Origin of the sequence: Cupriavidus necator, assembly GCF_013141915.1 — a bacterium.
In the GTDB taxonomy this organism is placed as follows: Bacteria; Pseudomonadota; Gammaproteobacteria; order Burkholderiales; family Burkholderiaceae; genus Cupriavidus; species Cupriavidus necator_B.
The window spans coordinates 36,080-57,690 of record NZ_SROX01000010.1; the positions used below are offsets into that span (position 1 = coordinate 36,080).

The following is a 21,611-nucleotide window of genomic DNA, read 5'->3' on the forward strand; positions in this document are numbered from 1 at the left end:
CGCGCAGGCTCGCTACAATTTCCGACTGGCCCCAGGCGCGCCGCCTTCCAGGGCGGCCATTCCCCGCCGGGCCCGCCATGACCACACTAGACGCCAGCTCAGGCGAGCACGCCGCCAGCACCGATCCAGACGCCAGCCCGGCCCGCGCCGGACCCGCGCAGCCCATCACGCCGCCGCGCCGGCTGGTGTGGATCCTCGGCCTGACCGAGACCATCTCGTGGGGCACGCTGTTCTTCGCCTTTACCGTCTTCATCGATCCCATGATCCGCAGCCTGGGCTGGTCCAAGCCCTTCCTGGCCGGCGGCTATTCGCTGGGGCTGCTGGTGTGGGCGCTGTGCTCGTTCGCGGTCGGACGCCTGCTGGATCGCGCGCCGGCGCGCAAGGTGATGGGCGCGGGCTCGGTGCTGGCCGGGCTGGGCCTGCTGCTGTGGGCGTGGACGCCATCGCAGGCGGTGTTCCTGCTGATGTGGGTGCCGATCGGGCTGGCCATGGCGACCACGCTGTACGAGCCCGCCTTTGTCGTGCTGCGCCAGGCCTATGGCGACCAATACCAGAAGCCGATCGTGGCCGTCACTCTGATGGCCGGCTTTGCCAGCACCATCTTCGTGCCGCTGGCGCAATGGCTGGTGCTCCATCTCGGCTGGCGCCCGACACTGGTCGGCTTTGCCCTGCTCAACCTGCTGGTCTGCGCGCCGCTGCACGCGCGCATGCGCTACGCCCTGCATCCCTCCTACACCGGCGCGGGCCCCGCCGACGGCCGGTCCGGCAGCCGCGACATCGCCCGCGCGACGCTGCGCCAGCCGGTGTTCTGGGCGGTGGTGCTGGCCTTTACCGCGACCGCGGTGGTGGCGTCGCTGCTGGGCGCGCACCTGATCCCGATGCTGACGGAAAAGGGCATGCCGGTGGCGCAGCAACTGGCGGTCGCGGCGCTGATCGGGCCGGCCCAGGTGGCGGGGCGCATGCTGATGATGCGCGCGGAGGTGCGCCACCCGGTGCGGCTGTCGCTGCCGGTCTATGCGCTGATGAGCGCCGGCTTGCTGTGCTTTGCGCTGGGGCACGGCGCGTGGCTGATGGTCGCGGCGGTGCTGTACGGCTGCGCCAACGGCGTCAATACCATGCTGCGTGCGATGGCCATGCCGGAACTGATCTCGCGCCACCACTACGCCACCCTCAACGGGCTGATGATGACCCCGGTGCTGCTGATGCAGGCGGCGGCCCCGTGGCTGGGCGCGTTGCTGTGGCGCGCGGCCGGCGGCTACTGGCTGATGCTGTGGGTGATGCTGGCGCTGGCGCTGGCCGCCCTGCTGGCGTTCGGGTATGCGCTGCATCGGCGCGGGCTGCTGCGCGTGGACGCGGGCCGCCCGTGACCGGCTCCCCCGCTCCCGCCGCCGCCGTGCTGCCTGCAGGCCAGGTCGCGCGGGCCACGCGCGGCACCATGGCGCTGTTCTTCGTCAATGGCGCCACCTTTGCCACCTGGGGCGTGCATATCCCCACCATCAAGGCACGCTTCGGCCTGTCCGACGCCATGCTGTCGCTGGCGATGCTGGCGGTGGCCGGCGGCGCCATCATGGCGATGGGCCCGATCGGGCGCTGGGTGGCACGCGCCGGCAGCGCGCGCGCCGCGATGGCCGGCGGGCTGCTGTTCGCGCTGGCCACCATAGCCATCCTGGCGATGCCGTCGTTCTGGCTGCTGCTGCCCGCACTGCTGGCGTTCGGCATGGCCAATGCGGCGTTCGATGTCGCCATGAACGCGCAGGCCGCCACGGTCGAGGCCAGCCGCACGCGGCCGGTGATGTCGGCGCTGCACGGCATGTTCAGCCTCGGCGGCATGGCGGGCGCGGGCTTTGGCGGCCTGATGCTGGCATTGGAGGTGGCGCCGCTGGCGCATGCGGCACTGATGGCCGGCGTGACCGCGGCGGTGGCCGTGGCAACGCTGCCGGGGCTGCTGGCCGACCATCCGGTGCTGCCATCCGCGCCGCACCATCGCGACCATGCGGTGCGGGCGCTATGGCTGCTTGGCCTGCTGGCCTTTCTCGGGCTGATCGGCGAAGGCGCGATGTACGACTGGACCAGCGTCTACATGCGCGACGTGGCGCGCGCGCCTGACGGCTGGATCAGCCTGGGCTATGCCGCGTTCTCGGGCGGCATGGCATGCGGGCGCTTCGGCGGCGACCGCGTGCGCGCGCGCCTGGGCGACAGCGCCACGCTGAGCGGCAGTGCCTGGCTGGGCTTTGCCGGCATTGCGCTGGCCCTGGCCGTGCCGCTGCCGCTGGCCGCGCTGGCGGGCTTTACGCTGATGGGGCTGGGCGCGGCCAACATGGTGCCGATCTTTTTTGTCGCCGCATCACGGCTGCCGGGCGTGGCGCCGGCCGAAGCGATTGCGCGGGTGGCGCGCTTCGCCTACGTGGGACTGCTGCTGGGCCCGGTGCTGATCGGCGGCGTCGCGCACCTGGCCACCCTGCGCGCCGGCCTGGCGCTGGTGGCGCTGACCATGGGCTGGATCGCGCTGGCCGGGGCGCGCTCGGCGCGGCGCTACCTGCCGCCACGCACGCCGGCGCGCCGGTAGGCCCGCGCGCAAGGCCTCAGGCCGCGGCGCGCAGCGGCGTCCCGGCGCCCATGCCTTCGAACACGAAACTATCCATCGCCAGCACGCCATAGGTGACCTCGTCGGCCACCCGGGACACCGTGGCCGGCTCTGGCATCGCAGGGCGCGCCCCCGCCGGGCCGAGCGCCGCACCCAGCACCACATAGAACGGCAGCAGGTGTTCGTCGGTCGGGTGAGCGCGGCGCGCATAGGGCGCCTGCGCGCGGTAATCGGCAATGCGGCTGGTGTCGCCGGTGGCCAGCGCCTGCTCCAGCGCCTCGGCCATCCACTTGCGGAAGGCTTCGACGTACGGCTCGGCTTGCGGGCCGTGCTGTTCGCGCCGGCCGCCGCCAAACACTTCCTGCAGGTTGTGGGTGAAGCTGCCCGAGGCCAGCACCAGCACGCCTTCGTCGCGCAGCGGCGCCAGCGCGCGCCCGATTGCGATCTGCGTCGCGGGCGGCAGGTACGGATTCAGCGCCAGTTGCACCACCGGCATGTCGGCATCCGGAAAGAAGTGGCGCATCGGCATCCAGGCGCCGTGGTCCAGCGGGCGCTCGTCGTCTTCACCGACAAACCCTGCGCCGGGAATCGCCGCCGCCTCGACCAGCCCCTTCACCCGCGCCCCCAGTTCCGGCGAACCCGGGGCGTCGTAGCGCAGTGCGTACAACTCGCGCGGGAAGCCGCCGAAATCATGCCAGGCCTCCTGGCGTTCGCGGCTGGTAACGGCCAGCGTGCTGTAGATCCAGTGCGCTGAAATCACCAGCACCGCGCGCGGGCGCTGCGCGCGCAGCCGGGCGCCAAGCGCATCGAAGGCGGCGCCAGTGGGGCCGGGATCGATGGCCAGCATTGGCGAGCCGTGGGAGATATAGAGCGAGGGAAGCATGGCATTACCGCCTTCAAACGATTTGTGTACTGGCTTCCAGTTTGGCAAAGAACGGCGGCGGGGGCGGAGCGCGTTTGCGGACACCTCATGCAAAAAAATTGAATCGCCGGGACGATGCGTGGCACCGCCCACACTACGCCGGCCAAGCCAGCCCCGGGGCCGACCGGGCGGACTTATCATGCAGCCGCGAGTTCGCTATCCAGCGGCTCCGAAGGGACTTACACAACGCAGCGCCGTCCCGCGCAGCATGGCAGGAGACCCAGTTGGCACCGCGCAATCCGCGCCGGCCCGGACCGCGCAAACCTGTTTCCGGGCAATGGTGGCAGCCAGGCGTCTACGGCAGCGCGCCTGCCGTAGCGCTGTGGATCCTCGCGCGCCTGCCGGCCGGCCTGCTGCTGTCGATGACCGGCATGCCGGCCGCGCCCGCCTGGCTGAACCTTGGCGGCGACACGGTATTTGTGACTGGCTGGGTCGCCAGCGCATTGCTGCTGTGGTTCACGCGCCGTCGCCCGGCACCCCCGGCTGCGCCGACCACAGACGCACAGGCGGCCGCCGAGACCGCCGCGATTGGCGCGTCAGGCACCGGCTCGGCACTGGGCGGCTGAGCGGCGTCGGCGCCGCCGCGGTATGCGATTAAGGAATCGCTTAATATGGCGGTTTCCCCGCATGACCAACGCTTCATGACCGCGACCACCGCCCCCGTTCCCGAACTGACCCACGCCACTCGACGCAAGGCGATCATCGCCGCCACCATCGGCAATGGCCTGGAGTGGTTCGACTTCACCGTCTACAGCTTCTTCGCCGTCATCATTGCCAAGCTGTTCTTTCCTACCGGCAATGACCTCACCTCGTTCCTGCTCACCGTCGCCACCTTCGGCGTGGGCTTCTTCATGCGCCCGGTCGGCGCCATCGTGCTCGGGGTCTACGCCGACCGCGTGGGCCGCAAGGCGGCGCTGACGCTGACCATCCTGCTGATGGCGCTGGGCACGGCCATCATCGGGCTGGCCCCGACCTACGACCAGATTGGCCTGTGGGCGCCAGCGCTGATCGTGCTGGCGCGCCTGATCCAGGGCTTTTCCGCCGGCGGCGAAGTCGGCGGTGCCACCGCTTTCCTGATCGAGCACGCGCCTGACGCCGAGCGCGGCGCCTACGCCAGCTGGCAGCAGGCCAGCCAGGGCATCTCGTTCATGCTGGGCGCGGCCATGGGCGCGCTGGTCACCAATGGCCTGGCTCCGGAGCAGATCGACGCCTGGGGCTGGCGCATCCCGTTCCTGTTCGGCCTGCTGATCGGCCCGGTCGGCATGTATATCCGCTCGCACCTGCACGAGCCGCCCGAGTTCGAGGCGCGCCAGGCCGCCCGCAAGGCCGCACAGGTGAAGTTTTCGCCGCTGTCGCAGGTGCTGCACGACCACCCGCGCGAAGTGCTGGCCGGCCTGGGCGTGACCATCCTGTGGACGGTCTGCACCTACGTGCTGGTGTTCTACATGCCGTCGTACGCCAAGCAGCAGCTGGGCCTGCCGCTGGGCGCCACGTTCCAGTCGACCGCGCTGTGCGGCGCCATCATCCTGGTGCTGTGCCCGCTGATGGGCATGCTGTCGGACCGCATCGGCCGCAAGCGCATGCTGGGCGTCGTGGCGCTGCTGATCGGCGTGCTGGCCTATCCGCTGTTCCACTGGCTCAACGTGGCACCGACCACGCAGACGCTGCTGCAGGTGCAGATCGTCCTGGGCATCCTGCTGGCGGCCTTTACCGGACCGGCCCCGGCGGTGCTGGCCGAGCAGTTCCCGACCGAAGTGCGCTCCACCGGCCTGTCGCTGGCCTACAACTTCGCCGTGACCATCTTTGGCGGTTTTGCCCCGCTGATCGTGACTTGGCTGATCGAGTCGACACAGAACAAGCTGGCGCCGGCCTACTACGTGATGGCCGCCGCCGCGGTGAGCCTGGTCGCGCTGGTCTTCATGCACGACCGGACCGGCAAGAAGCTGGCCTGAGCGCGCAGCGCCCCCGCTATCGGAAGCCAGCCGCAAGGCTGGCTTTTTTTGTTGCCCGCGGGCGGTCGATCAGGCGTGTTCTTCGCCGTCCCGATAAATATGGATCACATGCCGGGCCTCGAAACACAGCGGCATGCCGGGGTTCATCTCATCGGTGCAGTACGGCTGGTTGTCGAGCTCACCGGTGTAGAACGCGCCTTCGCGTCCCGTGACATTGACCCACATCCGCTCGACGTGCACTTCCTCGTTGCCAGTCTCGTCCGCCACGAGGATGCGGAAGATCAGCTTGACCTGCTGGCCGGGCGCGAGCGCGTCGCGCTCCGCGCGGGGCGGCAGCCAGAAGGTATCGGGGTGGGCGGCGGCGATGGGCTCGGCGTCGTCGAGCTCCCATCCATCCTCGTCCAGGGTGGTCAATCGCATGTCCATTTTCAGCCTTCCGCAATCTCTCAGGTGCGGGCATGATCGCAGCAAATGCGCCGGCCGGCGAGGGGCCGGCCGGCGCCACCCCCATTCCCTATTGAAAGGTACGCATGACGAGCAACAAGGAAGCCCTGCCGGTGCCGGTGCGCTGCGGCTGGTGCGGCACGCTGGAGGATTACTGCCACTACCACGATACCGAGTGGGGCTTTCCGGTGGCCGACGACCGGCGGCTGTTCGAGAAGCTTTGCCTGGAGGGGTTCCAGTCCGGCCTGAGCTGGCTGACCATCCTGCGCAAGCGCGAGGCCTTCCGCAAGGCGTTTGCCAATTTCGACATCGACAAGGTGGCGCGCTTTACCGAGCGCGACATCGCGCGCCTGCTGGGCGACGCCGGCATCGTGCGCCATCGGGGGAAAATCGAGGCCGCGATCAACAACGCCCAGCGCGCGCGCGAGCTGCTGGAGTCGGAATCGTCGCTGGCGGCCTATTTCTGGCGCTTCGAGCCCGACCCGCGCAGCCGGCCCAAGGTGCTGACGCCAGAGGTCTTGCGCACCATGGCCACTTCGCCGGAGTCCACCGCCCTGTCCAGGGACCTGAAGAAACGCGGCTGGCGTTTTGTCGGTCCGACCACGATGTATGCGCTGATGCAGGCGATGGGACTGGTCAATGACCACCAGGAGGGCTGCGCCACGCGCGCGCAGGTGCTGGCGGCGCGCAAGACCTTCAAGGTGCCGCGCTAGCCGGTATACGCGACGCCGCGTATACCTCGACGGGCGCGCTGCCAACCGGAATATCTTCGTGCGTTGCAAAGGTATTGGCTGTTATCTTTATATTGTTTACGTATGTAAACATAGTAGTAGTAGGTAAACGTGGCGTCGGGCCGTGGATAAGTCACCTTTTCCCTTTCGGGTCAGTGACTTGCCGGAAAGATAACGACTGCGGGATAACCCTGATTTGTCGGGACAAGCCGCCGATCGCGTATACACCCGCGCCGCCATGGCGGCAGTTATCCGTATACGTCCCACAACGCGTCCCCAGCCACGGCACAGCTTGTCCGGCCGGTTATCCCCAGCCTCGGCCCAGGCTGTCCACAGGCCCGTTCAGCTCTCGGCGGTCTTCACTGCGACGTATACCGGGTCGACATGCGTCATCACGTTGAGCACATGGTGATATTCAAGTGTGCGGCGCCGCGCTTCCACCGCGATGGCATGGCCCTGCGCCACGGTCAGGCTGGCGTCGATCTCGAGGTGCACGTCGACCAGGACCTGGTCGCCCATCTTGCGGGTGCGCAGGTCATGCAGGCCGAGCACGCCGGGCGTGGCCAGCATGGTGGCGCGGATGGCGTTGACGGTTTCCTCGTCGGCGGCGCGGTCCATCAGGTCGTTGAGCGCGTCCCAGCCAAAGCGCAACCCCATGCGCGCCACCATCAGACCCACCACGATCGCCGCGATCGGATCCAGGATGTGGTAGCCAAGCAGGTTGCCGCCGATGCCAAGCGCCACCACCAGCGACGAAGCCGCGTCCGAGCGCGCATGCCAGGCGTTGGCCACCAGCATGCTGGAACGCACTTGCCGCGCCACGGCCAGCATGTAGCGGAACAGCGCTTCCTTGGCGGCCAGTGCGACCAGCGCCACCCAAAGTGCCAGCGGCTGCACCGGCTGTGCGCCGCCCGGATGCTGCAGCTTGCCCAGGGCCGCCCACAGCATGCCCGCCGCCACCGTCAGCAGCAGTACACCGAGGGCCAGCGATGCCGCGGTCTCGAAGCGCAGGTGGCCGTACTGGTGGTCGGCATCCGGATCCTTGCGGCTTTGCCATCCGGCTGCCAGCACGACAAAGTCCGAAAGCAGGTCGGACAGGGAATGCGCGGCGTCGGCAAGCAGCGCCTGCGAGCCGGCGATCACGCCCGCGACCGCCTGCACCGCGGTCAGGCCGATATTGACCGCCACGCTGACCAGCGTGCTGCGCCGGCCGGCGCGGTGGCGCGCCTCGGCTTGCGCCGCGGGGGTAGCGTCGTGGTCGGGCAAGCCGCCCGGATTTGGGCGCATGCGGGAGAAGTGCGAATCCATCGAGTGACTATAGCCGAACCTGCACAGACCGCGCGGGGCGTGCGGCCACGCCATCGTGCCGATTTCGTAACAGCGCTGGCTAACTTATTGCGCCGCCCTTACCGTACACAAGACGGGCACCGCACCAACCGTGCGGACCAGCGCCAGCGGGCGCACCCGGTCTTTGCAAGGAGGGCTCACACGATGGCGATCCGTTCGCTAGCCTCGCACAGCACATCCCAGCTACGCCGCCTGGTCGGACAGATGCAGGCCGAAGTCGACGCGCTCGAAAACCTTTCCACGCCCGATGCCGATGCGCAAAGCCGCCTGGGCTATGCCACCGGCCGCTTGCGCGACGGCATCGAAGCGGTCGAGGATGCCCTGCAGTCGCTGCGCGCGCTGCAACAGGTTCGCCCCTCGGCCATGAAGGCCAGACGCCCGACGCGCGTGGCCTAGGCTGCGCTTACGCGTCTGCCGCAGCAGTTGCCGGCGATGCCGGCGGTCCCTGGCGCAAGGCCAGCCGCAAGGCCCAGGCCAGCGCTTCGCATGCGGCCGGGATGGGCCCGATCACGGGCACCGCGAAGCGCTGCCCCAGCGCCCGCGCGGCCTCGCCAAGCGGCCCGCCACCGATGATCACGGCCTGCGCGCCATCGTCGACACACGCCTGCACGGCGCCCGCCAGCCGTTCTTCCTGTTGTTGCGGCAGGTTGCCCAGCGCGCGCGGGTCGCCATCGGTGAAGCGCGCGCCGGTAAACCACGCCTCCAGCCCGTGCCGGCGCACGCCGGCTTCAATCGAGGCCGCCAGCCGCGGCGTGGTGGTGGCGATGCCGAAGCGCCGCTCGCCCGCCGCGGCGGCACGCATAGCGGCCTCGCCGATACCCACCACCGGCACCGCCAGGTGCGCGCGCAGCGCGTCGAGGCCCGGATCACCGAAGGCGCCCACGATCACGCCCCCGGCACGGCGGGCCAGGCGCAGCATGTCTGCGTCATTGACCGCCTCGCCAGCCACCGCCAGATCGCCGTCGTCGACGATCATCGCCGCACCGCGTGCAGCCGTCGCGCCCAGCACGGCCGGCGGGGCGGCCAGGTGCTGCGCGAACCAGGCGCGCGCGATGCCGACCATCATCTGCGTGGTGGCGCTGGAAGTATTCGGGTTGATCAGCAGGATCTGGGGCATTGAAGTCTCGGGATTCAGGAGTGCTGGCTGGCCGCGGGCGCGGCATGGGCGGCCGCAGGCTGGCCCGGCGCCTGGCCGGCTGCATTGGGCGACGCGTTCCCCGGCTCGTCGTCGGCGCCATCCAGCGCCCGACCGAAGGTCTCGGGGGCAAACTGCAGCACCAGCGCGAACACGGCATACATGCCGGCCATCATGCCGAACATGCCGCCGATGCCGTACTGGTCGAACACGCGGCCGGCAATCAGCGGCATGGCCGCGCCGGCCATGGTGCCGAGCGCCAGGATGAAGGCGGTGCCGAAGGCGCGTACCCGGGTCGGATACAGCTCCGGCGCGTAGATCCAGATCGAGGTGTTCAGCAACAGCACGCAGAACTGGAAGGCCGCGCCGAAGGTCAGGACCAGTGCTGCCGACTTTGACAGGAAACCGAAGCACAGGCCGATCACGCACGCCAGCAGCGCCCCCAATGTGAGCACACGCTTGCGCGGAAAGCGAAAACCGAAGTACGACGCCGCCACGGCACCGAGCAGGCTGCCGGACTGCATCACGATGGTGAACGCGAAACTCCTGGTCAGCGTATAGCCCTGCGCCATCAGGATCGTCGGCATCAGCGTCAGTACCGAGATCTGCGCGCCATAGGTCATGCACACCGCAATACCCACCGCAATCGTGCGGCGTGCCAGGCGGCCGGTGAAGACTTCACTCAGCCGGACTTTTTCCGGCTGGAGGTCGCCCTCGCGCGCGGCACTCAGGTACTCCGTCGACGGCTTTGTTCGCCGCGACAGCTTGCCCGAGGCGAGGATATTGAGCACGTGGTTGGCTTCGTCGACCCGCCCCTTCGACAGCAGGAAGCGTGGCGTCTCCGGGATGAAGCGCCGGTACAGCAACACGAAAAACGCCGGCAGCACCAGGCAGCCGAACAGCCAGCGCCAGCTGTCCGGGCCCGGGAACAGGGCAAACACGGCCAGCCCGAATGCCGGCGCCAGCATATTGCCCAGGCCGCCGCCCGCCACGTTGATCGCCCCCACCGCCACGCCGCGGAACCGCGACGAGCAGAATTCGGCCAGCATGGTCACTGCGATCGAGATCTCGCCGCCCAGCCCGAAGCCGACAATAAAACGCCCCGCGGCGAGCACAGCATAATTCGGCGCCAGCGCGCAGATCAGCGCACCCAGCGTGAACAGCATCAGGTTGATGCTCAGCATCGCGCGGCGCCCGTAGCGGTCGGCGATATAGCCGGAACCCAGCCGGCCCAGCGCCGCCGCCCCAAACGTCAGCGTGTTGAGAAAACCGATTTCCGCCGCCGACACGCCCCAGTATTCCCGCAGCAAAGGTCCCACCAGGCCCACGGCATTCTGCTCGAACACGTCGAACAGCACGCCGAACAAAATCAGCGCCAGGATTTTCTTGTGCGACGGGGTGACGCCGATATCGTCCAGCGCCCGTTCGAGTTGCTGCAGCCGCGGCTGCGACGAAGAAACGATGACTTCCGCACCCATGCTTTTGCCTCCATGCGCACGCCGGCGCTTGCTTGACGGGCCGGGCTCAAGCGCTCCCGACGGAATGTTTTAGTTTTTTCATATGATAAATAATTGAAAATAATTTTTCATACGGGTTTATACCGACGTGGGCCCGCCGAAGGCGGGCCGGCATGGCAGCGGCAAGCCGGAAAGACATCGAGTCGCGCGGCGCGCGATGGCGCTCAGAGTTCGTCGAGCGCGTCGTGGAAGGCCTCGACCAAGCCAAGGTGGCGCCGGCCCGGGGTGCCGGCCAGCTCCATCACCAGCGTGACGAGCAGGTGGCACAGGCCGATTACGGCGGCGTGGTTGTCCAGCACGCCCGGGGCCTGCACATCGCAGCGAACCACCCACCGCGCGGGCACTTTGGCCGCCGCCCCCTGCTCCGTGATGTAGAGCAGCCTGGGGCAGGCCTTCGCCGCCTGCGCCACGACTGACGGCAGTTCGCGCACGCGCCGGCGCAAGGCCAGCACGATCACCACGTCGTCTTCGGTCATGCCGGCGAGATGTTCACCCATGGTCTCGCCGGCACCAGGCACGGCCTGCGCGCTCGGCACGATCTGCAACAGCTGCCAGCGCAGGTACATGGCCAGCGGCTGGCTGGAGCGAAACCCGACGATCCATACCTTGCGCGCGCCCAGGATGGCCGTGGCGATTTCCCGCAGCTGCCCCTCGGACAGGCGCCGGTATGTGGCCCCGAGGTTGGCCAGCCCTTGCTGGAGATGCGCCCCGAACGATCCGGTGTCAGCCGCGCCGGCTGCGCTTTCAGTGCCGGCCAACAACAGCGGCGAACCCGCGCTTTTCTCCGAGCGCACCTGCTTGCGCGCGTCGTCATACGAGGCGTAGCCCATGCGCCGCACGAAGCGCGTCACGGTGGCATTCGACACATTGGCCAGCCCGGCCAGTTCCGAGGCCGTATAGCCCGCGAGATCGCCCGGGAAATCCAGCGCGAACTCCGCCAGCCGTCGCTCGGAAGGCGACAAGTGGTCCAGCTGTTCGCGGATGCGTCCGACGAATGATTTCCGGGTGGCTTGCATGGGACGTGTCAGCCCTGGCGGGCACGGGTCAACAGCGCCCGGCGCGCACGCCGGGCCCAGGGGGCTCAACGATAGCGCATGGCGCCGGTCGAGGCGAGCCGCACGTCCCACCGCGTGGCGCGTGGCCCTTAACGGCCCGCCGCGCTGGCATTCATATGGAATTCAGGTGGCATTAACCCCCGCGCAGCTCTGGCGTTGCGCCGGCATTAAATGCCCCCCGGTCCTCGCCCAAGTCAGCGCAATTTCCTGTTCTTGTAGCCGCGAAAATCGCGCGCGATGATATTGCCCCGTACGGAAAACTGTCCACAAATCGAACAAATCCTTACATGTGATCCGCAGTCGAGTAATCGTTACGTCGCAACCGTGCCCAGCAATAGTGCATAGGTGCCCCGCCGGAAAATCACACGTAACCCATTGTTACTGTCCTGTACGGTCTCGGACACGTGCCCCTAGTATCGCCGCTGCCGGGTTTCCCAAGGGGTTAACCCGATCCGCTTTTTATGCCACTGCAATTCTTCGCGCACACCCTCGACCGGCACCAGAACGGGGTGGTGATGTTTATTCACTTTCATCTTTTATCCATTTACTTAAAAATCAATGACTGGGAAAAATCTACCTCGCGATAACCCATCCGACCTCCGCAGAACGCGTAATTCCTACATTTACCCGAGCCTGAACTTCCTGGCCGCTGCCTGTGCCGCTGTGGTGCTTACCGCATGCGGTGGCGGTGGCGACGATGCCACCTCCGGTAGCAGCTCGTCGACGGAAGCTTCGCGAGCTTCGCGTGGCCCGACCACGCCGGCTGCATCGACCCAGGTTGCCGACGCGATTTTCGACGGCTCCGGCAACCTGAATGCCGACGAATATGTTGCCATTGGTTCCGATTACAGCAGCGATAAAGCCATGGCTTATCGCTATGGCGCAAGTAATTCGGCCGCCGCAGCAGTCAAAACCTATTGGAAGCCCGCGGACCAGACCTTTTATCCGCATGGTAATACCTGCTACCAGCAGGAATATCCCGGCACCCAGATGGACACCAGCACCAACATCATTTACCAGCTGGGTAACATCGACTGCACCCGTAACGATTTCGGCAGCAATATGGGCGACGTGATTTACCGCCCCGACGTCGCCTCCGATTCCGCCGTCACGCCGCTGCTGACGCTTGACCTGAGCGCCGGCACCATCGCCGAGAAGCCGCAGACGGCCTGGGTGTTTGGCAATGCCACCACCAATCCGCAACTGAATAATCACGTCGCCGCCAACGGTGGCGTCATGCCCACGCAGCCGATCGCCATGGGCCGCTGCAGCGAGCACGATTGCGCACAGTCGCTGGTGGCTTTCCAGAACGGCCTGATCGCTTCGGTCGGCACGAATACGGCTTCGCACTCGGCTTCGGTGAAGCTTCCTGAAGGCAAGGTGCCCACGGCTATCGCGATCACCTCGAATTCCGAATTTGCCCTGGTCACCATCTGGGACACCAAGAACCTGAAGGGCCAGGTAGCGGTGATTGCGCTGGGCAGTCTCGCCGACGGCAGCCAGGTGGGCGGCCCGTATGACTCCAGCGATATGTCGTGGGCCGGCCTCTATCCGGGCCTGCGCAACATGTCGAACTTCGTCTTCATGAAGCTGCTGGGCTTCGTTGACCTGCCGGATATGAAGGCCCCGACGGACATTTCCGCCGTGACCGACTTCAGCACCATGCAGGACAACACCACCCAGGGCTGGCTGCGGGATCCGGTCGGAGACGCCGGCGCCAGCCTGGGCCTGCGCGCAGCCACCCCGGGGCTGAGCGAAGCCAACCAGAAGAGCTTTGCCACCGGTGGCGTGAATGCCAACCTGATTTCCCGCTCCGGCGTTGCCGCGGTGATTTCGAAGTCGGAAAAGAAGGTGGTGTTCCTGGACCTGAAGCCGCTGTTCGACAAGGTCAACAACACCTATTTCGAAGGCAGCTTCAGCGACCTGCAGAACGCGCTGTCGAATACGGGCCAGGAAGCCTCGCAATGGCCGCAGACGTTCGCGGTGGACAACTACGCCCCCACCATCATCAAGACCATGAGCCTGGCTGAAAAGCCGACCGCGGTGAAGGTCTCGATCCTGGCCAACCCCGGCCAGGCCTGGGTGGCGACGGAAGACGGCGTGATCCACGCGATCTCGGTGGCTGGCGTGCAGTCCGGTACCAACCTCGATCCCGCACTGATCAAGGAAGTGACCACCCTGCAAGTGGGCAAGAACCCCACCAGCATGATCCACCAGGTGAACCGCGAGAGCTTCGGCAACTCGAACACCAAGCTGTGGGTGGTGTCGCGCGGCGACCAGAAGGTTCAGCTGGTAGACATGGCAACGCTGACGGTTGAAAAGACGCTGCAGGATTCGCGCATCGTCGATCCGATCTCGGTGTCCGAAACCCAGCAAAGCCCGCTGCTGACCAGCGTGATCACGCTGACCGACTATGCCGGAAAGCAGGTGCTGAACTATCGCTATGCGCCGATCAACCTCCAGGGTGGCAACACCCCGATGTATATCGGCGTGGGCCAGTCGGGCAATGAAGAGTTCGAGTTCGGCGGTTCGTATGCAGTGGCCGGCAAGCCGTTCAATTTCACCCAAAGCAATGTACCCTGAGCGCCATGTCAGGCTGAAGCGCGCCGGTTGATGCTGGCAACCTTCTCCCACTGATCGCGCTTGATCGAGGCCCGCACGGTTCGCCGTGCGGGCTTTTTTCATTGGGCAGACGCCGGTAACGCCGTGACGCCGCGTGCGTTGGAGCACAGATATCCTGCCAGCGGACATGACAACCTCGCCATATGCGCAAGGAGCCTGCCCCAATGCCGAGTCCATCCGCCCACGATCTGAACGCCCGCGGCACCGGCGCCCCCATCAGCCTGGTCGCGCCCGGCGAGGGTGGCGTCAAGGACTATGCCGCGACGCTGAACGGGTTGCTGCAGGGACAGCTTCTGGAGGCGACGCCCGACCTGCCCGCCACCGCGCTGGACGGCGCCGATGTGATCCTCCATTACTGCGGCTACGGCTACGCCAGGCGCGGCGCGCCGCTGTGGCTGCTGCGCCGGCTGCGCGAGGCCCGCCCGCGCATGCGCCGCCTCGGCATCTACTTCCACGAACTGTATGCCGACGGGGCACCATGGCGCTCGGCGTTCTGGCTCTCGCCGGTGCAGCGCTACATTGCCGCGGAACTGGCAGCACTGGCCGATTTCTGGGTGACCAACCGCGAGGGCTCGGCGCGCTGGCTCGACACCCACGCGCCGGCGCGGCCGCATCGCGTGCTGCCGGTGTTTTCCAATCTAGGGGAAAGTGGCGCGCCGCTTCGGGACAGGCAGGCTGCCGTGGTCGTGCTCGGCGGCCCGGCGCTGCGCGCCCAGACTTACCAGGAAGCGGGTGACGCGCTGTTCGACTGGGTCAATCGTGCCGGTTTCACGCTGCATGACGTCGGGCCACCGCTCGGCGATGCCGCTCTGGCGGCCAGCGTCGCTCACCGAGGTGCGGTGGTGCACGGCCGCGTCGAAGCCGCCGAAGCGGCGCGGCTCCTGTCGGCATCGACCTATGGCGTGCTGGCCTATCCGGTCGACTATGCGGCCAAGAGCGGAGTATTCGCCGCGTACTGCGCCCACGCGGTCTGCCCCGTGCTGCTGTCCCGCCACGGCGGAGTGCACGATGGCATCACAACCGGGCACTACCTGCCCTCGATCCCGGCCATGACGACCGACCTGGACGCCGCCTGGCGCATCGGCCGGGCAGCGCACGCCTGGTATGCGCCGCATGCGCTGCGGCACCATGAGGCTGGGTTCAGGGAGTTGTTAGGAGCGCGGGCGGTCCAAGTCGCTGCTGCGTTGTGAGGGGGCGTGACCGCGGAACATCGAGCCAGGACGGCCGGTGCAGAATTTTGCGCGTTCTCTAGGACCGTTCATGCCAGCCTTTACAAGGCCCAACAAAAAACCCCGGCAACCTGACGGCTCCGGGGTATGCAATGTTTTGCGGGATGCTTGAAAGAATTCTGGTGGACCGAAGGAGGATCGAACTCCCGACCTCTGCATTGCGAACGCAGCGCTCTCCCAGCTGAGCTATCGGCCCGTCGCGGAGGATTGTAGCGTACTTGGACGGCCCGCTTCAATCCTCGGTGCGTCGGTGCGTGGTGTTTGCCACATCACGCGCGATGCCGGCATTGCCCTCCATGCCGCGCACGCGCGGCAGGTTCAGCGGGCGGGCGCTGACTTCCCTGGTGCTGCGCAGCCACTGCGCCATCACGTCCCAGATCGGCGGGCCGCCGGCGTCGCGGGCTTCTTCGGCCACGGGGGCCCAGCCGGCCACTTTGTAGGTCTTGGCGGCGTCGAGCGGCTTGCCACCCAGGCGCATGTCGGTGATGCGCTTGCCCATGCCGGCGGCCGGGTCGATGGTGTACTGCAGGCCACCGACGCGCACCATGTCGCCGCCCTGCTGGTAGTACGGGTCCGGGTTGAACAGGTTGTCGGCGACGTCTTCCAGGATGGTCTTGATGGTCGCGCCGCTCATCTGCGTCACCGTGGTGTAGGGATACGTGATGGCGGTCTGGTCCATCAGGTGTTCCATGGTGATGGCCTGGCCCGGCAGCAAGGTGGTGCCCCAGCGGAAGCCCGGCGAGAACGCGATCTGCGCACCCTGGGCCTGCATCAGCCCGTCGAGGATCAGCTGGTCGAAGGTGCCGTTGAAGTTGCCGCGCCGGTACAGCAAGCCGCGGTTGACGGCCAGCACCTCGCCCAGCTTCTGCTCATAGGGCGCGCGGACCTTGCGGATCAGTGCGTCCATGCCGGGGTCGGCCGGCAGGTAGTTGGCGAAAACCGGCAGCAGCCGGTAGCGGAAGTCGGCCACCTTGCCATTTTTCACGTCGAAATCGAGCACGCCGAGGAACTTGCCGTTGGAGCCGGCATTGGTCACCAGCGTGGTGCCGCCGGCGTTCTTCACCGGCACTGGCGCGGGCACGCCGTCATGGGTGTGGCCGCCGAGGATGGCGTCGAGCCCGCGCACGCGCGAGGCCAGCTTCAGGTCCACGTCCATGCCGTTGTGCGAAAGCAGCACCACCGCCTGCGCGCCTTTGCCGCGCGCCGCGTCGATGACCTGCTGCAGGTTCTCTTCCTGGATGCCGAAGGTCCAGTCCGGCACGAAGTAGCGCGGGTTGGCGATGGGGGTGTACGGAAACGCCTGGCCGATGATGGCCACCGGCACGCCGTTGATCTCGCGGATCACGTACGGGTCGAACACGGGGTCGCCGAAGTCGTTGGTCTTGATGTTCTGCGCCAGGAAGGCGACCTTGCCCTTGAAGTCCTTGTCGACGATCTCCCTGACGCGCTCGGCGCCCAGCGTCATCTCCCAGTGTGGCGTCATCACGTCGACGCCCAGCGCCAGCGCGGCATCGACCATGTCCTGGCCCTTGGTCCAGAGCGCGGTGGCCGAGCCCTGCCAGGTATCGCCGCCGTCGAGCAGCAACGCCCCCGGGCGGCCGGCCTTGAGCCGTTGCACCAGCGTGGCCAGGTGCGCAAACCCGCCGACCTTGCCATAGCGGCGCGCCGCCTCGTTGAAATCGAGATAGGTGAACGCATGCGCCTGCGGCGTGCCGGGGCGGATGCCGTAGTGGCGCAGCAGCGCCTCGCCGACCAGGTGCGGCGGCTTGCCGGCATAGTCGCCGATGCCGAGGTTGACGTTGGGTTCGCGAAAATACACCGGCCGCAGCTGCGCATGGCAGTCAGTGAAATGCAGCAGGTGGACGTTGCCGAAGCGCGGCACGTCGTACATGGCCTCGGCGGCCTGCGCAGCGTGGGCATCCGGGTGGGGGAACGTCATGCCGCCGGCGCCGGCGATGGCCAGCACCTGCAGGAACTCGCGTCGGTTCATGTCTCTTCCTGTGGATAAGTGCCTGCCGGGGGGCGCGTGGCTGCCGGCATTGCAGGGCTATGGCTTCGCGTAACGCTCCAGCGCGGCCACGTCTTCTTCGAGCATTTCGCCCACTTCCTTCTGCACCACGCGGCCGCGCGCGTCGATCACGTACAGCTCGGGCAGCCCCTTGCGCTTGCCGAACACGGCCTGCAGCGCGGGCGCATCCATGGTTGCGGGGAAGGTGTAGCCGCGCTGCTTCATGTAATCGGCGGCCTCGCGCGGGTCCTTGTCGATGCTGATGGTCAGCACCTGCAGCGGCGTGCCGCGGGTGCGGTCGTACAGCTTCTGCAGGCGCGGGTTCTGCAACGCGCAGAACGGACACCAGGTGGCCCAGTATTCGACCACCAGCGGCTTGCCGGCCAGCGCCGCCGCGTTCAGCGTGCGGCCGTCGAGGGTGCGTACGTCGGGCAGGCGCACGGTGTCGCCCACTTCCAGCGCGGCGGCGCCGGCCGCCGCCACGACCAGGCCCGCGGCCAGCAGCGGGCGCAGCAGCATGGCGGGCGCGCGCATCGGCGTTACTGGTTGACCGGCGAGGCCGGGTCGAGCAGTAGCGCCATCACATCGCGGATCTGGGCCTCGGTCAGGATGCCCTTGTGGCCGAAGCGCGGCATGTTGGAGCAGGCGGCGTAGGCGCTCGAATCCCAGATCTTGCCCCAGGTGTACTTGACGACGTCCTGCGAATTGCCGCGCAGCTTGCCGTACTGGTACAGCGAGGGGCCGATATTGCCGAACGAGATCTCGGCCTTGGTCATCTGGTGGCAGGCGTAGCAGTTGCCGCCGTTGGTGCCGCCGACCTGGTCGGTGAACTGCATGCCGCGGCCGTTCTGGGCGACCTTCTCGCCCTCCTTCCAGTCGCCCAGCCATTTGTCGTCGGCGGGGTATTTGATCTGCTTCAGTTCCGCAGCCTCGATCTTCTTCGCCACCTTCGCCGGCACCTTGGTGCGGTCCGGGTACTGGCTGCAGGCCTGCTGCATGCCGTCCTGGTTCAGCACGCCCTCGACCGTGACGGGTCCGCGCGAAGCGAACGAGTCTTCGATCAGGTGCTTCATGTCGGCGCCGCTTACCGCGGCGGGCTTGCCCTTGGCGGGGCGCGATTGCGCGCTGTCTTGCGCGTATGCGCCGGTTGCCAGCACGGCGGCCAGGGCCGCGACGGCCACTGCCTGTTTGTGTTGTTGCATGGTGTCTCTCCCGTACTGGTCAGCGCTTCATCGCCGGGCCGTCGTAGGTGCCGCCGTTGGCGTTCTTCGCCAGGAACATGGTCAGCGCGGTAATCACGTCCGAGCCATAGGCGGGTTCGGGAAAGCGCTGCTGGCGCAGGCAGTCGTAAAGCCGGTGCTGCATGGTGCGGACCTCGCCCTGCGACACGCGATAGGCCGGCCAGGTGGTGTAGGCCGCCTGCGCGCCCTTGGCGGTCAGCAGGTTGGGCAGGTCCTGCAGGCGGATGCGCTGGCCGTCCACCGCATGGCAGGTGGCGCAGGCAAAGTCATAGGCGCCGCCGCGGTAGAAGAACATCTTCTCGCCGAGCGCATAGGTGCGCTTCTCTTCCGGATGGCTGAGCTGCACGTTCATCTTCACGCCGCGCGATTCGCCGGTCAGGTAGGCCACCAGCCGTTCGATCTCGGACGGCTTGCCCGACGACGAGAACGGGTTTTTGGTGGCCTCTTCCTTGCTCAGGCCTTGCAGCGACATGCGGCAGTAGGCCAGCCGCTGCTCCAGGTCCATCACCTTGTTGGTGTCCTTGAAGTAGCGCGGCAGCTCGGCGTAGGCACCCTTGGTCACGCCCGGGCCCTTGCCCAGGTCGCATTGCTCGAGCGAGGCGTTCTTCGGCCCGGCGGGCTTCTTCCACAGCTCTTCGCCGGCGGCTTCCCACAGCTCGGCGGGATTGCCTTCGGCCAGCATCTGGCGGTATTTGGCGATTTCGTCGGCGGTGCTGCCCTGCGCATGCACGGCCGCAGATCCGAGCGCCGCCGCCAGCGCCGCGGTGGCGGCCACGGCCAGCGCCGCGCGCCGGCCCAGGCTTGGGATGGTGTTCATGGGGCTTCTCCTCGCGGCCTCGCCCGGGGCGGGCCGTTCTCTCTTGTATTGCCGAAGCTACGCTGCCCGGCTCAGGGCAGGTTATATCAAGGCTTGATATAAGCGTAGCCTTCTTCGGCCTGCAGGCGCGCGATCTCGACCACGCCGGCCGGCACCACTTTCGCTTCCATCAACAGGCTCGATTCCGGGATCTTGCGCGCCGTCAGCGTATTGCGGCACACGCGGAATTCCACCCCGGCCGACGCCAGCGCGCCGACCGGTCCGTCAAAGGTGTTGCCGCGCGCATCCTTGGCGCCTTCCACCAGGAAATCGATGCCGTAGCCGAACGCCACCACCACGATCTTGGTGTCGGGGGCGCCGTTCAGGTGGTTGCGCAGGTTGCCCATCGCACGTACCGCCTGGTCGACGCCTTCCGACAGCTGGTACACCACCTTCACGCGCCCGCCCTTGCCCGCGGCGCTCGCCGCCGGCGCGGACTGGGCTGCCGCCTTGGCGCTCAGGCCGATGGCGGCCAGCGCCGCCGTTGCTCGAATAAATGCTCGCCGCATGTCGTTCCTTCCCGCCGGGCCAGTCCCGGCATCCGTCCCGAACCTTAGCAGAGGACGGCTTGCCGTGCCGGCCGCATCCAGCCGGTTAGCAGGCGGTGCCGGGCGCGATCAGGCGATGGTGGCCTCGTCGGTGCGCTTGTCGCCCTTGTTGTCGACCCAGGTCACGGCGACCTTGTCGCCCTTGGCACCGCCCTTGAACTTGAAGTTCAGGAACGGATCCTTGGACACCGCCGGGCCGAACTGGGCGCGGAACACTTCCTTGCCCTTGTACTGGGCGCTCACGGTCTGGATATGCCAGGCCGGGATGACCTTGCCGGACGCATCCTTGCGCTGGCCGGTCTCCATGTCGTGCTTCATCAGGATCTTTACATCAACCACGCCGCCGTTCTCGGTGGCGCGTACGCGCATCGGGTCTGCCATGTGTTTCTCCGGTTGCAGTTGGCGGAAATTTTGGTGACGAGGGCGCGGCGTCAGCCGCCGCAGCCGCCCAGCGTGACCTTGATTTCCTTCGATGCCACGTACCACTTGCCGCCGGCCTTGACCGCGGCGTGCACCACCGAGGTCTGGCCCATCTTCACGCGCGTGGAGACGAACGGCTCGGTGCCGGCCGGGATGATGAAGTCGGCGGCCAGGGTATTGGGGTTCTTTTCCACCAGGATCGCGATCTGCTCGGTATCCGGGAGGGTGCTGGTCACCGCAACCGGCACCACGGCGCCGTTCTCGGCGATATCGGGGGCGGTGAAGGTGATGGCGGTGCTTTTCTCGGTGCCGCTGCCGCCGAGGGCCTTGATCACGTCGGCAACACTCTTGCCGTCAAAGGCGTTCTTGTTCCACTCGGCCGCCTGCGCTTCGCTGATCAGGCCGGTGGCGGCCATCAGCGACAGGACAGCGGTGACCCGCAGCACTTCTCGTCGTTTGGAATTCATTGCTTGCTCTCCGGCTACTCCGTTCCAGTCGGTCGTGGACCGTTTCAGGGGTGTTGCATGCGGCCGGTACATCGCCGGCCGCTGGTTGTCCCAGGCCGCACGGCATTCACCGTCCGGCCCGGCGCATCGGCGGACTGCCCGCCCTGGCAGTCGGTCTTACTTGGCAGGGGCGCCTGCCAGCACCCACTCGACCACGGTCTTCAGGTCGGCGTCGCTGAGGGCAGCGTTGGCCGGCATCGGCACCGGACCCCACACGCCCGAGCCACCGTTCTTGACCTTCTTGGTCAGGGTAGCCAGGGCGTTCTTGTCGCCCTTGTACTTGGCCGCCACATCCTTGTAGGACGGGCCAACCAGCTTCTTGTCGACCTGGTGGCAACCCATGCAGGCGTTCTTGTTGGCGATCTCCTGTGCCTTGGCGGCATCGACCGCGTGGGCCGATGCGGCGGCGCCGAGCATCAGCGCTGCGATGACAAACTGCTTCATTGTTAAGCTCTCCAAGCTCTGTAAAGCCGTGGGGACGGCAAAGGCCGCGG

General features: G+C 67.2%; 24 protein-coding genes and 1 tRNA gene. 8 read left to right on the forward strand and 17 right to left on the reverse strand.

What is annotated here, in order from left to right; all coding sequences use genetic code 11:
- Positions 1–77: 77 nt before the first annotated feature.
- Both E5S69_RS18795 and E5S69_RS18800 read left to right on the forward strand, forming a co-directional pair.
- Entirely contained in the window at positions 78–1,367 is a 1,290-nt protein-coding gene (locus E5S69_RS18795) for an MFS transporter (RefSeq protein WP_171516156.1), read from the forward strand.
- The gene (locus E5S69_RS18800; protein WP_171516157.1) at positions 1,364–2,566 is read left to right on the forward strand and encodes an MFS transporter; all 1,203 of its coding nucleotides are present in this window, start codon (positions 1,364–1,366) and stop codon (positions 2,564–2,566) included. The genes E5S69_RS18795 and E5S69_RS18800 overlap by 4 nt, the downstream gene beginning before the upstream one ends.
- 16 nt (positions 2,567–2,582) lie before the next feature.
- Here the strand turns inward: E5S69_RS18800 and E5S69_RS18805 are convergent, their stop codons facing one another.
- A complete protein-coding gene (locus E5S69_RS18805; RefSeq protein ID WP_171516158.1) occupies positions 2,583–3,467 on the reverse strand; it encodes a DODA-type extradiol aromatic ring-opening family dioxygenase in 885 nt (294 codons plus the stop codon).
- Positions 3,468–3,730: 263 nt separating this feature from the next.
- Here E5S69_RS18805 and E5S69_RS18810 point away from each other — a divergent pair, with 263 nt between their 5' ends.
- Both E5S69_RS18810 and E5S69_RS18815 read left to right on the forward strand, forming a co-directional pair.
- Positions 3,731–4,072: a hypothetical protein gene (locus E5S69_RS18810; protein ID WP_171516159.1), complete on the forward strand. Its 342-nt coding sequence runs from the start codon at positions 3,731–3,733 to the stop codon at positions 4,070–4,072.
- A gap of 75 nt (positions 4,073–4,147) precedes the next feature.
- Entirely contained in the window at positions 4,148–5,458 is a 1,311-nt protein-coding gene (locus E5S69_RS18815; protein ID WP_171516160.1) for an MFS transporter, read from the forward strand.
- 69 nt (positions 5,459–5,527) lie between these two features.
- Here E5S69_RS18815 and E5S69_RS18820 read toward each other — a convergent pair whose 3' ends face one another.
- Complete coding sequence (locus E5S69_RS18820) at positions 5,528–5,884, reverse strand: DUF2314 domain-containing protein (protein WP_171516161.1); 357 nt, start codon at positions 5,882–5,884, stop codon at positions 5,528–5,530.
- Positions 5,885–5,988: 104 nt separating this feature from the next.
- Between E5S69_RS18820 and E5S69_RS18825 the strand changes: the two genes are divergently transcribed.
- Positions 5,989–6,615: a DNA-3-methyladenine glycosylase I gene (locus tag E5S69_RS18825; RefSeq protein WP_171516162.1), complete on the forward strand. Its 627-nt coding sequence runs from the start codon at positions 5,989–5,991 to the stop codon at positions 6,613–6,615.
- A 360-nt stretch (positions 6,616–6,975) separates the two neighbouring features.
- On the opposite strand, the gene E5S69_RS18830 is transcribed toward E5S69_RS18825, so the two are convergent.
- Positions 6,976–7,920 (reverse strand): cation diffusion facilitator family transporter, encoded by a 945-nt coding sequence (locus tag E5S69_RS18830; RefSeq protein ID WP_236901382.1) that lies wholly within the window; start codon positions 7,918–7,920, stop codon positions 6,976–6,978.
- Positions 7,921–8,124: 204 nt separating this feature from the next.
- Here E5S69_RS18830 and E5S69_RS18835 point away from each other — a divergent pair, with 204 nt between their 5' ends.
- Complete coding sequence (locus E5S69_RS18835) at positions 8,125–8,376, forward strand: hypothetical protein (RefSeq protein WP_018006124.1); 252 nt, start codon at positions 8,125–8,127, stop codon at positions 8,374–8,376.
- Between the two features lie 7 nt (positions 8,377–8,383).
- Here E5S69_RS18835 and E5S69_RS18840 read toward each other — a convergent pair whose 3' ends face one another.
- The 4 genes from E5S69_RS18840 to E5S69_RS32655 all read right to left on the reverse strand — a co-directional run bounded on the left by E5S69_RS18840 (position 8,384) and on the right by E5S69_RS32655 (position 12,220).
- Entirely contained in the window at positions 8,384–9,097 is a 714-nt protein-coding gene (locus E5S69_RS18840) for an aspartate/glutamate racemase family protein (protein ID WP_171516164.1), read from the reverse strand.
- Between the two features lie 14 nt (positions 9,098–9,111).
- Positions 9,112–10,593, reverse strand: coding sequence for an MFS transporter (locus tag E5S69_RS18845; RefSeq protein WP_171516165.1), 1,482 nt, complete (start codon positions 10,591–10,593; stop codon positions 9,112–9,114).
- Positions 10,594–10,796: 203 nt separating this feature from the next.
- Complete coding sequence (locus tag E5S69_RS18850; RefSeq protein WP_171516166.1) at positions 10,797–11,648, reverse strand: MurR/RpiR family transcriptional regulator; 852 nt, start codon at positions 11,646–11,648, stop codon at positions 10,797–10,799.
- Between the two features lie 449 nt (positions 11,649–12,097).
- Positions 12,098–12,220 carry a hypothetical protein gene (locus E5S69_RS32655; protein WP_272871726.1) on the reverse strand — a complete coding sequence of 41 codons (123 nt, stop codon included), beginning with the start codon at positions 12,218–12,220 and terminating at the stop codon, positions 12,098–12,100.
- 457 nt (positions 12,221–12,677) lie between these two features.
- On the opposite strand from E5S69_RS32655, the gene E5S69_RS18855 reads away from it, so the two are divergent.
- Positions 12,678–14,270, forward strand: coding sequence for a hypothetical protein (locus E5S69_RS18855; RefSeq protein ID WP_236901383.1), 1,593 nt, complete (start codon positions 12,678–12,680; stop codon positions 14,268–14,270).
- Between the two features lie 203 nt (positions 14,271–14,473).
- Positions 14,474–15,499: a hypothetical protein gene (locus E5S69_RS18860; RefSeq protein WP_171516168.1), complete on the forward strand. Its 1,026-nt coding sequence runs from the start codon at positions 14,474–14,476 to the stop codon at positions 15,497–15,499.
- Here E5S69_RS18860 and cas5 read toward each other — a convergent pair.
- The 10 genes from cas5 to E5S69_RS18910 form a co-directional block, all read right to left on the reverse strand.
- Positions 15,461–15,697: a CRISPR-associated protein Cas5 gene (cas5, locus tag E5S69_RS32970; protein WP_171516294.1), complete on the reverse strand. Its 237-nt coding sequence runs from the start codon at positions 15,695–15,697 to the stop codon at positions 15,461–15,463. The two genes, E5S69_RS18860 and cas5, sit on opposite strands and share 39 nt — an antisense overlap.
- A tRNA-Ala gene (locus tag E5S69_RS18870) sits at positions 15,659–15,734 on the reverse strand. The genes cas5 and E5S69_RS18870 overlap by 39 nt, the downstream gene beginning before the upstream one ends.
- A 36-nt stretch (positions 15,735–15,770) precedes the next feature.
- Positions 15,771–17,528: a thiosulfohydrolase SoxB gene (gene soxB, locus E5S69_RS18875; protein ID WP_171516169.1), complete on the reverse strand. Its 1,758-nt coding sequence runs from the start codon at positions 17,526–17,528 to the stop codon at positions 15,771–15,773.
- 57 nt (positions 17,529–17,585) lie between these two features.
- A complete protein-coding gene (locus E5S69_RS18880) occupies positions 17,586–18,080 on the reverse strand; it encodes a TlpA disulfide reductase family protein (RefSeq protein WP_171516170.1) in 495 nt (164 codons plus the stop codon).
- A 5-nt stretch (positions 18,081–18,085) separates the two neighbouring features.
- Positions 18,086–18,748, reverse strand: coding sequence for a sulfur oxidation c-type cytochrome SoxX (soxX, locus tag E5S69_RS18885; protein ID WP_171516171.1), 663 nt, complete (start codon positions 18,746–18,748; stop codon positions 18,086–18,088).
- Positions 18,749–18,767: 19 nt separating this feature from the next.
- The gene (gene soxA, locus E5S69_RS18890; protein ID WP_171516172.1) at positions 18,768–19,604 is read right to left on the reverse strand and encodes a sulfur oxidation c-type cytochrome SoxA; all 837 of its coding nucleotides are present in this window, start codon (positions 19,602–19,604) and stop codon (positions 18,768–18,770) included.
- Positions 19,605–19,690: 86 nt separating this feature from the next.
- Positions 19,691–20,152, reverse strand: a complete 462-nt coding sequence (locus E5S69_RS18895) for a DsrE family protein (protein WP_171516173.1) — start codon at positions 20,150–20,152, stop codon at positions 19,691–19,693.
- 108 nt (positions 20,153–20,260) lie between these two features.
- Positions 20,261–20,572 (reverse strand): thiosulfate oxidation carrier complex protein SoxZ, encoded by a 312-nt coding sequence (gene soxZ, locus E5S69_RS18900; protein ID WP_171516174.1) that lies wholly within the window; start codon positions 20,570–20,572, stop codon positions 20,261–20,263.
- 50 nt (positions 20,573–20,622) lie between these two features.
- Entirely contained in the window at positions 20,623–21,078 is a 456-nt protein-coding gene (gene soxY / locus E5S69_RS18905) for a thiosulfate oxidation carrier protein SoxY (protein WP_018006136.1), read from the reverse strand.
- A gap of 156 nt (positions 21,079–21,234) precedes the next feature.
- Positions 21,235–21,561, reverse strand: coding sequence for a c-type cytochrome (locus E5S69_RS18910; protein WP_116338130.1), 327 nt, complete (start codon positions 21,559–21,561; stop codon positions 21,235–21,237).
- Between the last annotated feature and the right edge of the window lie 50 nt (positions 21,562–21,611).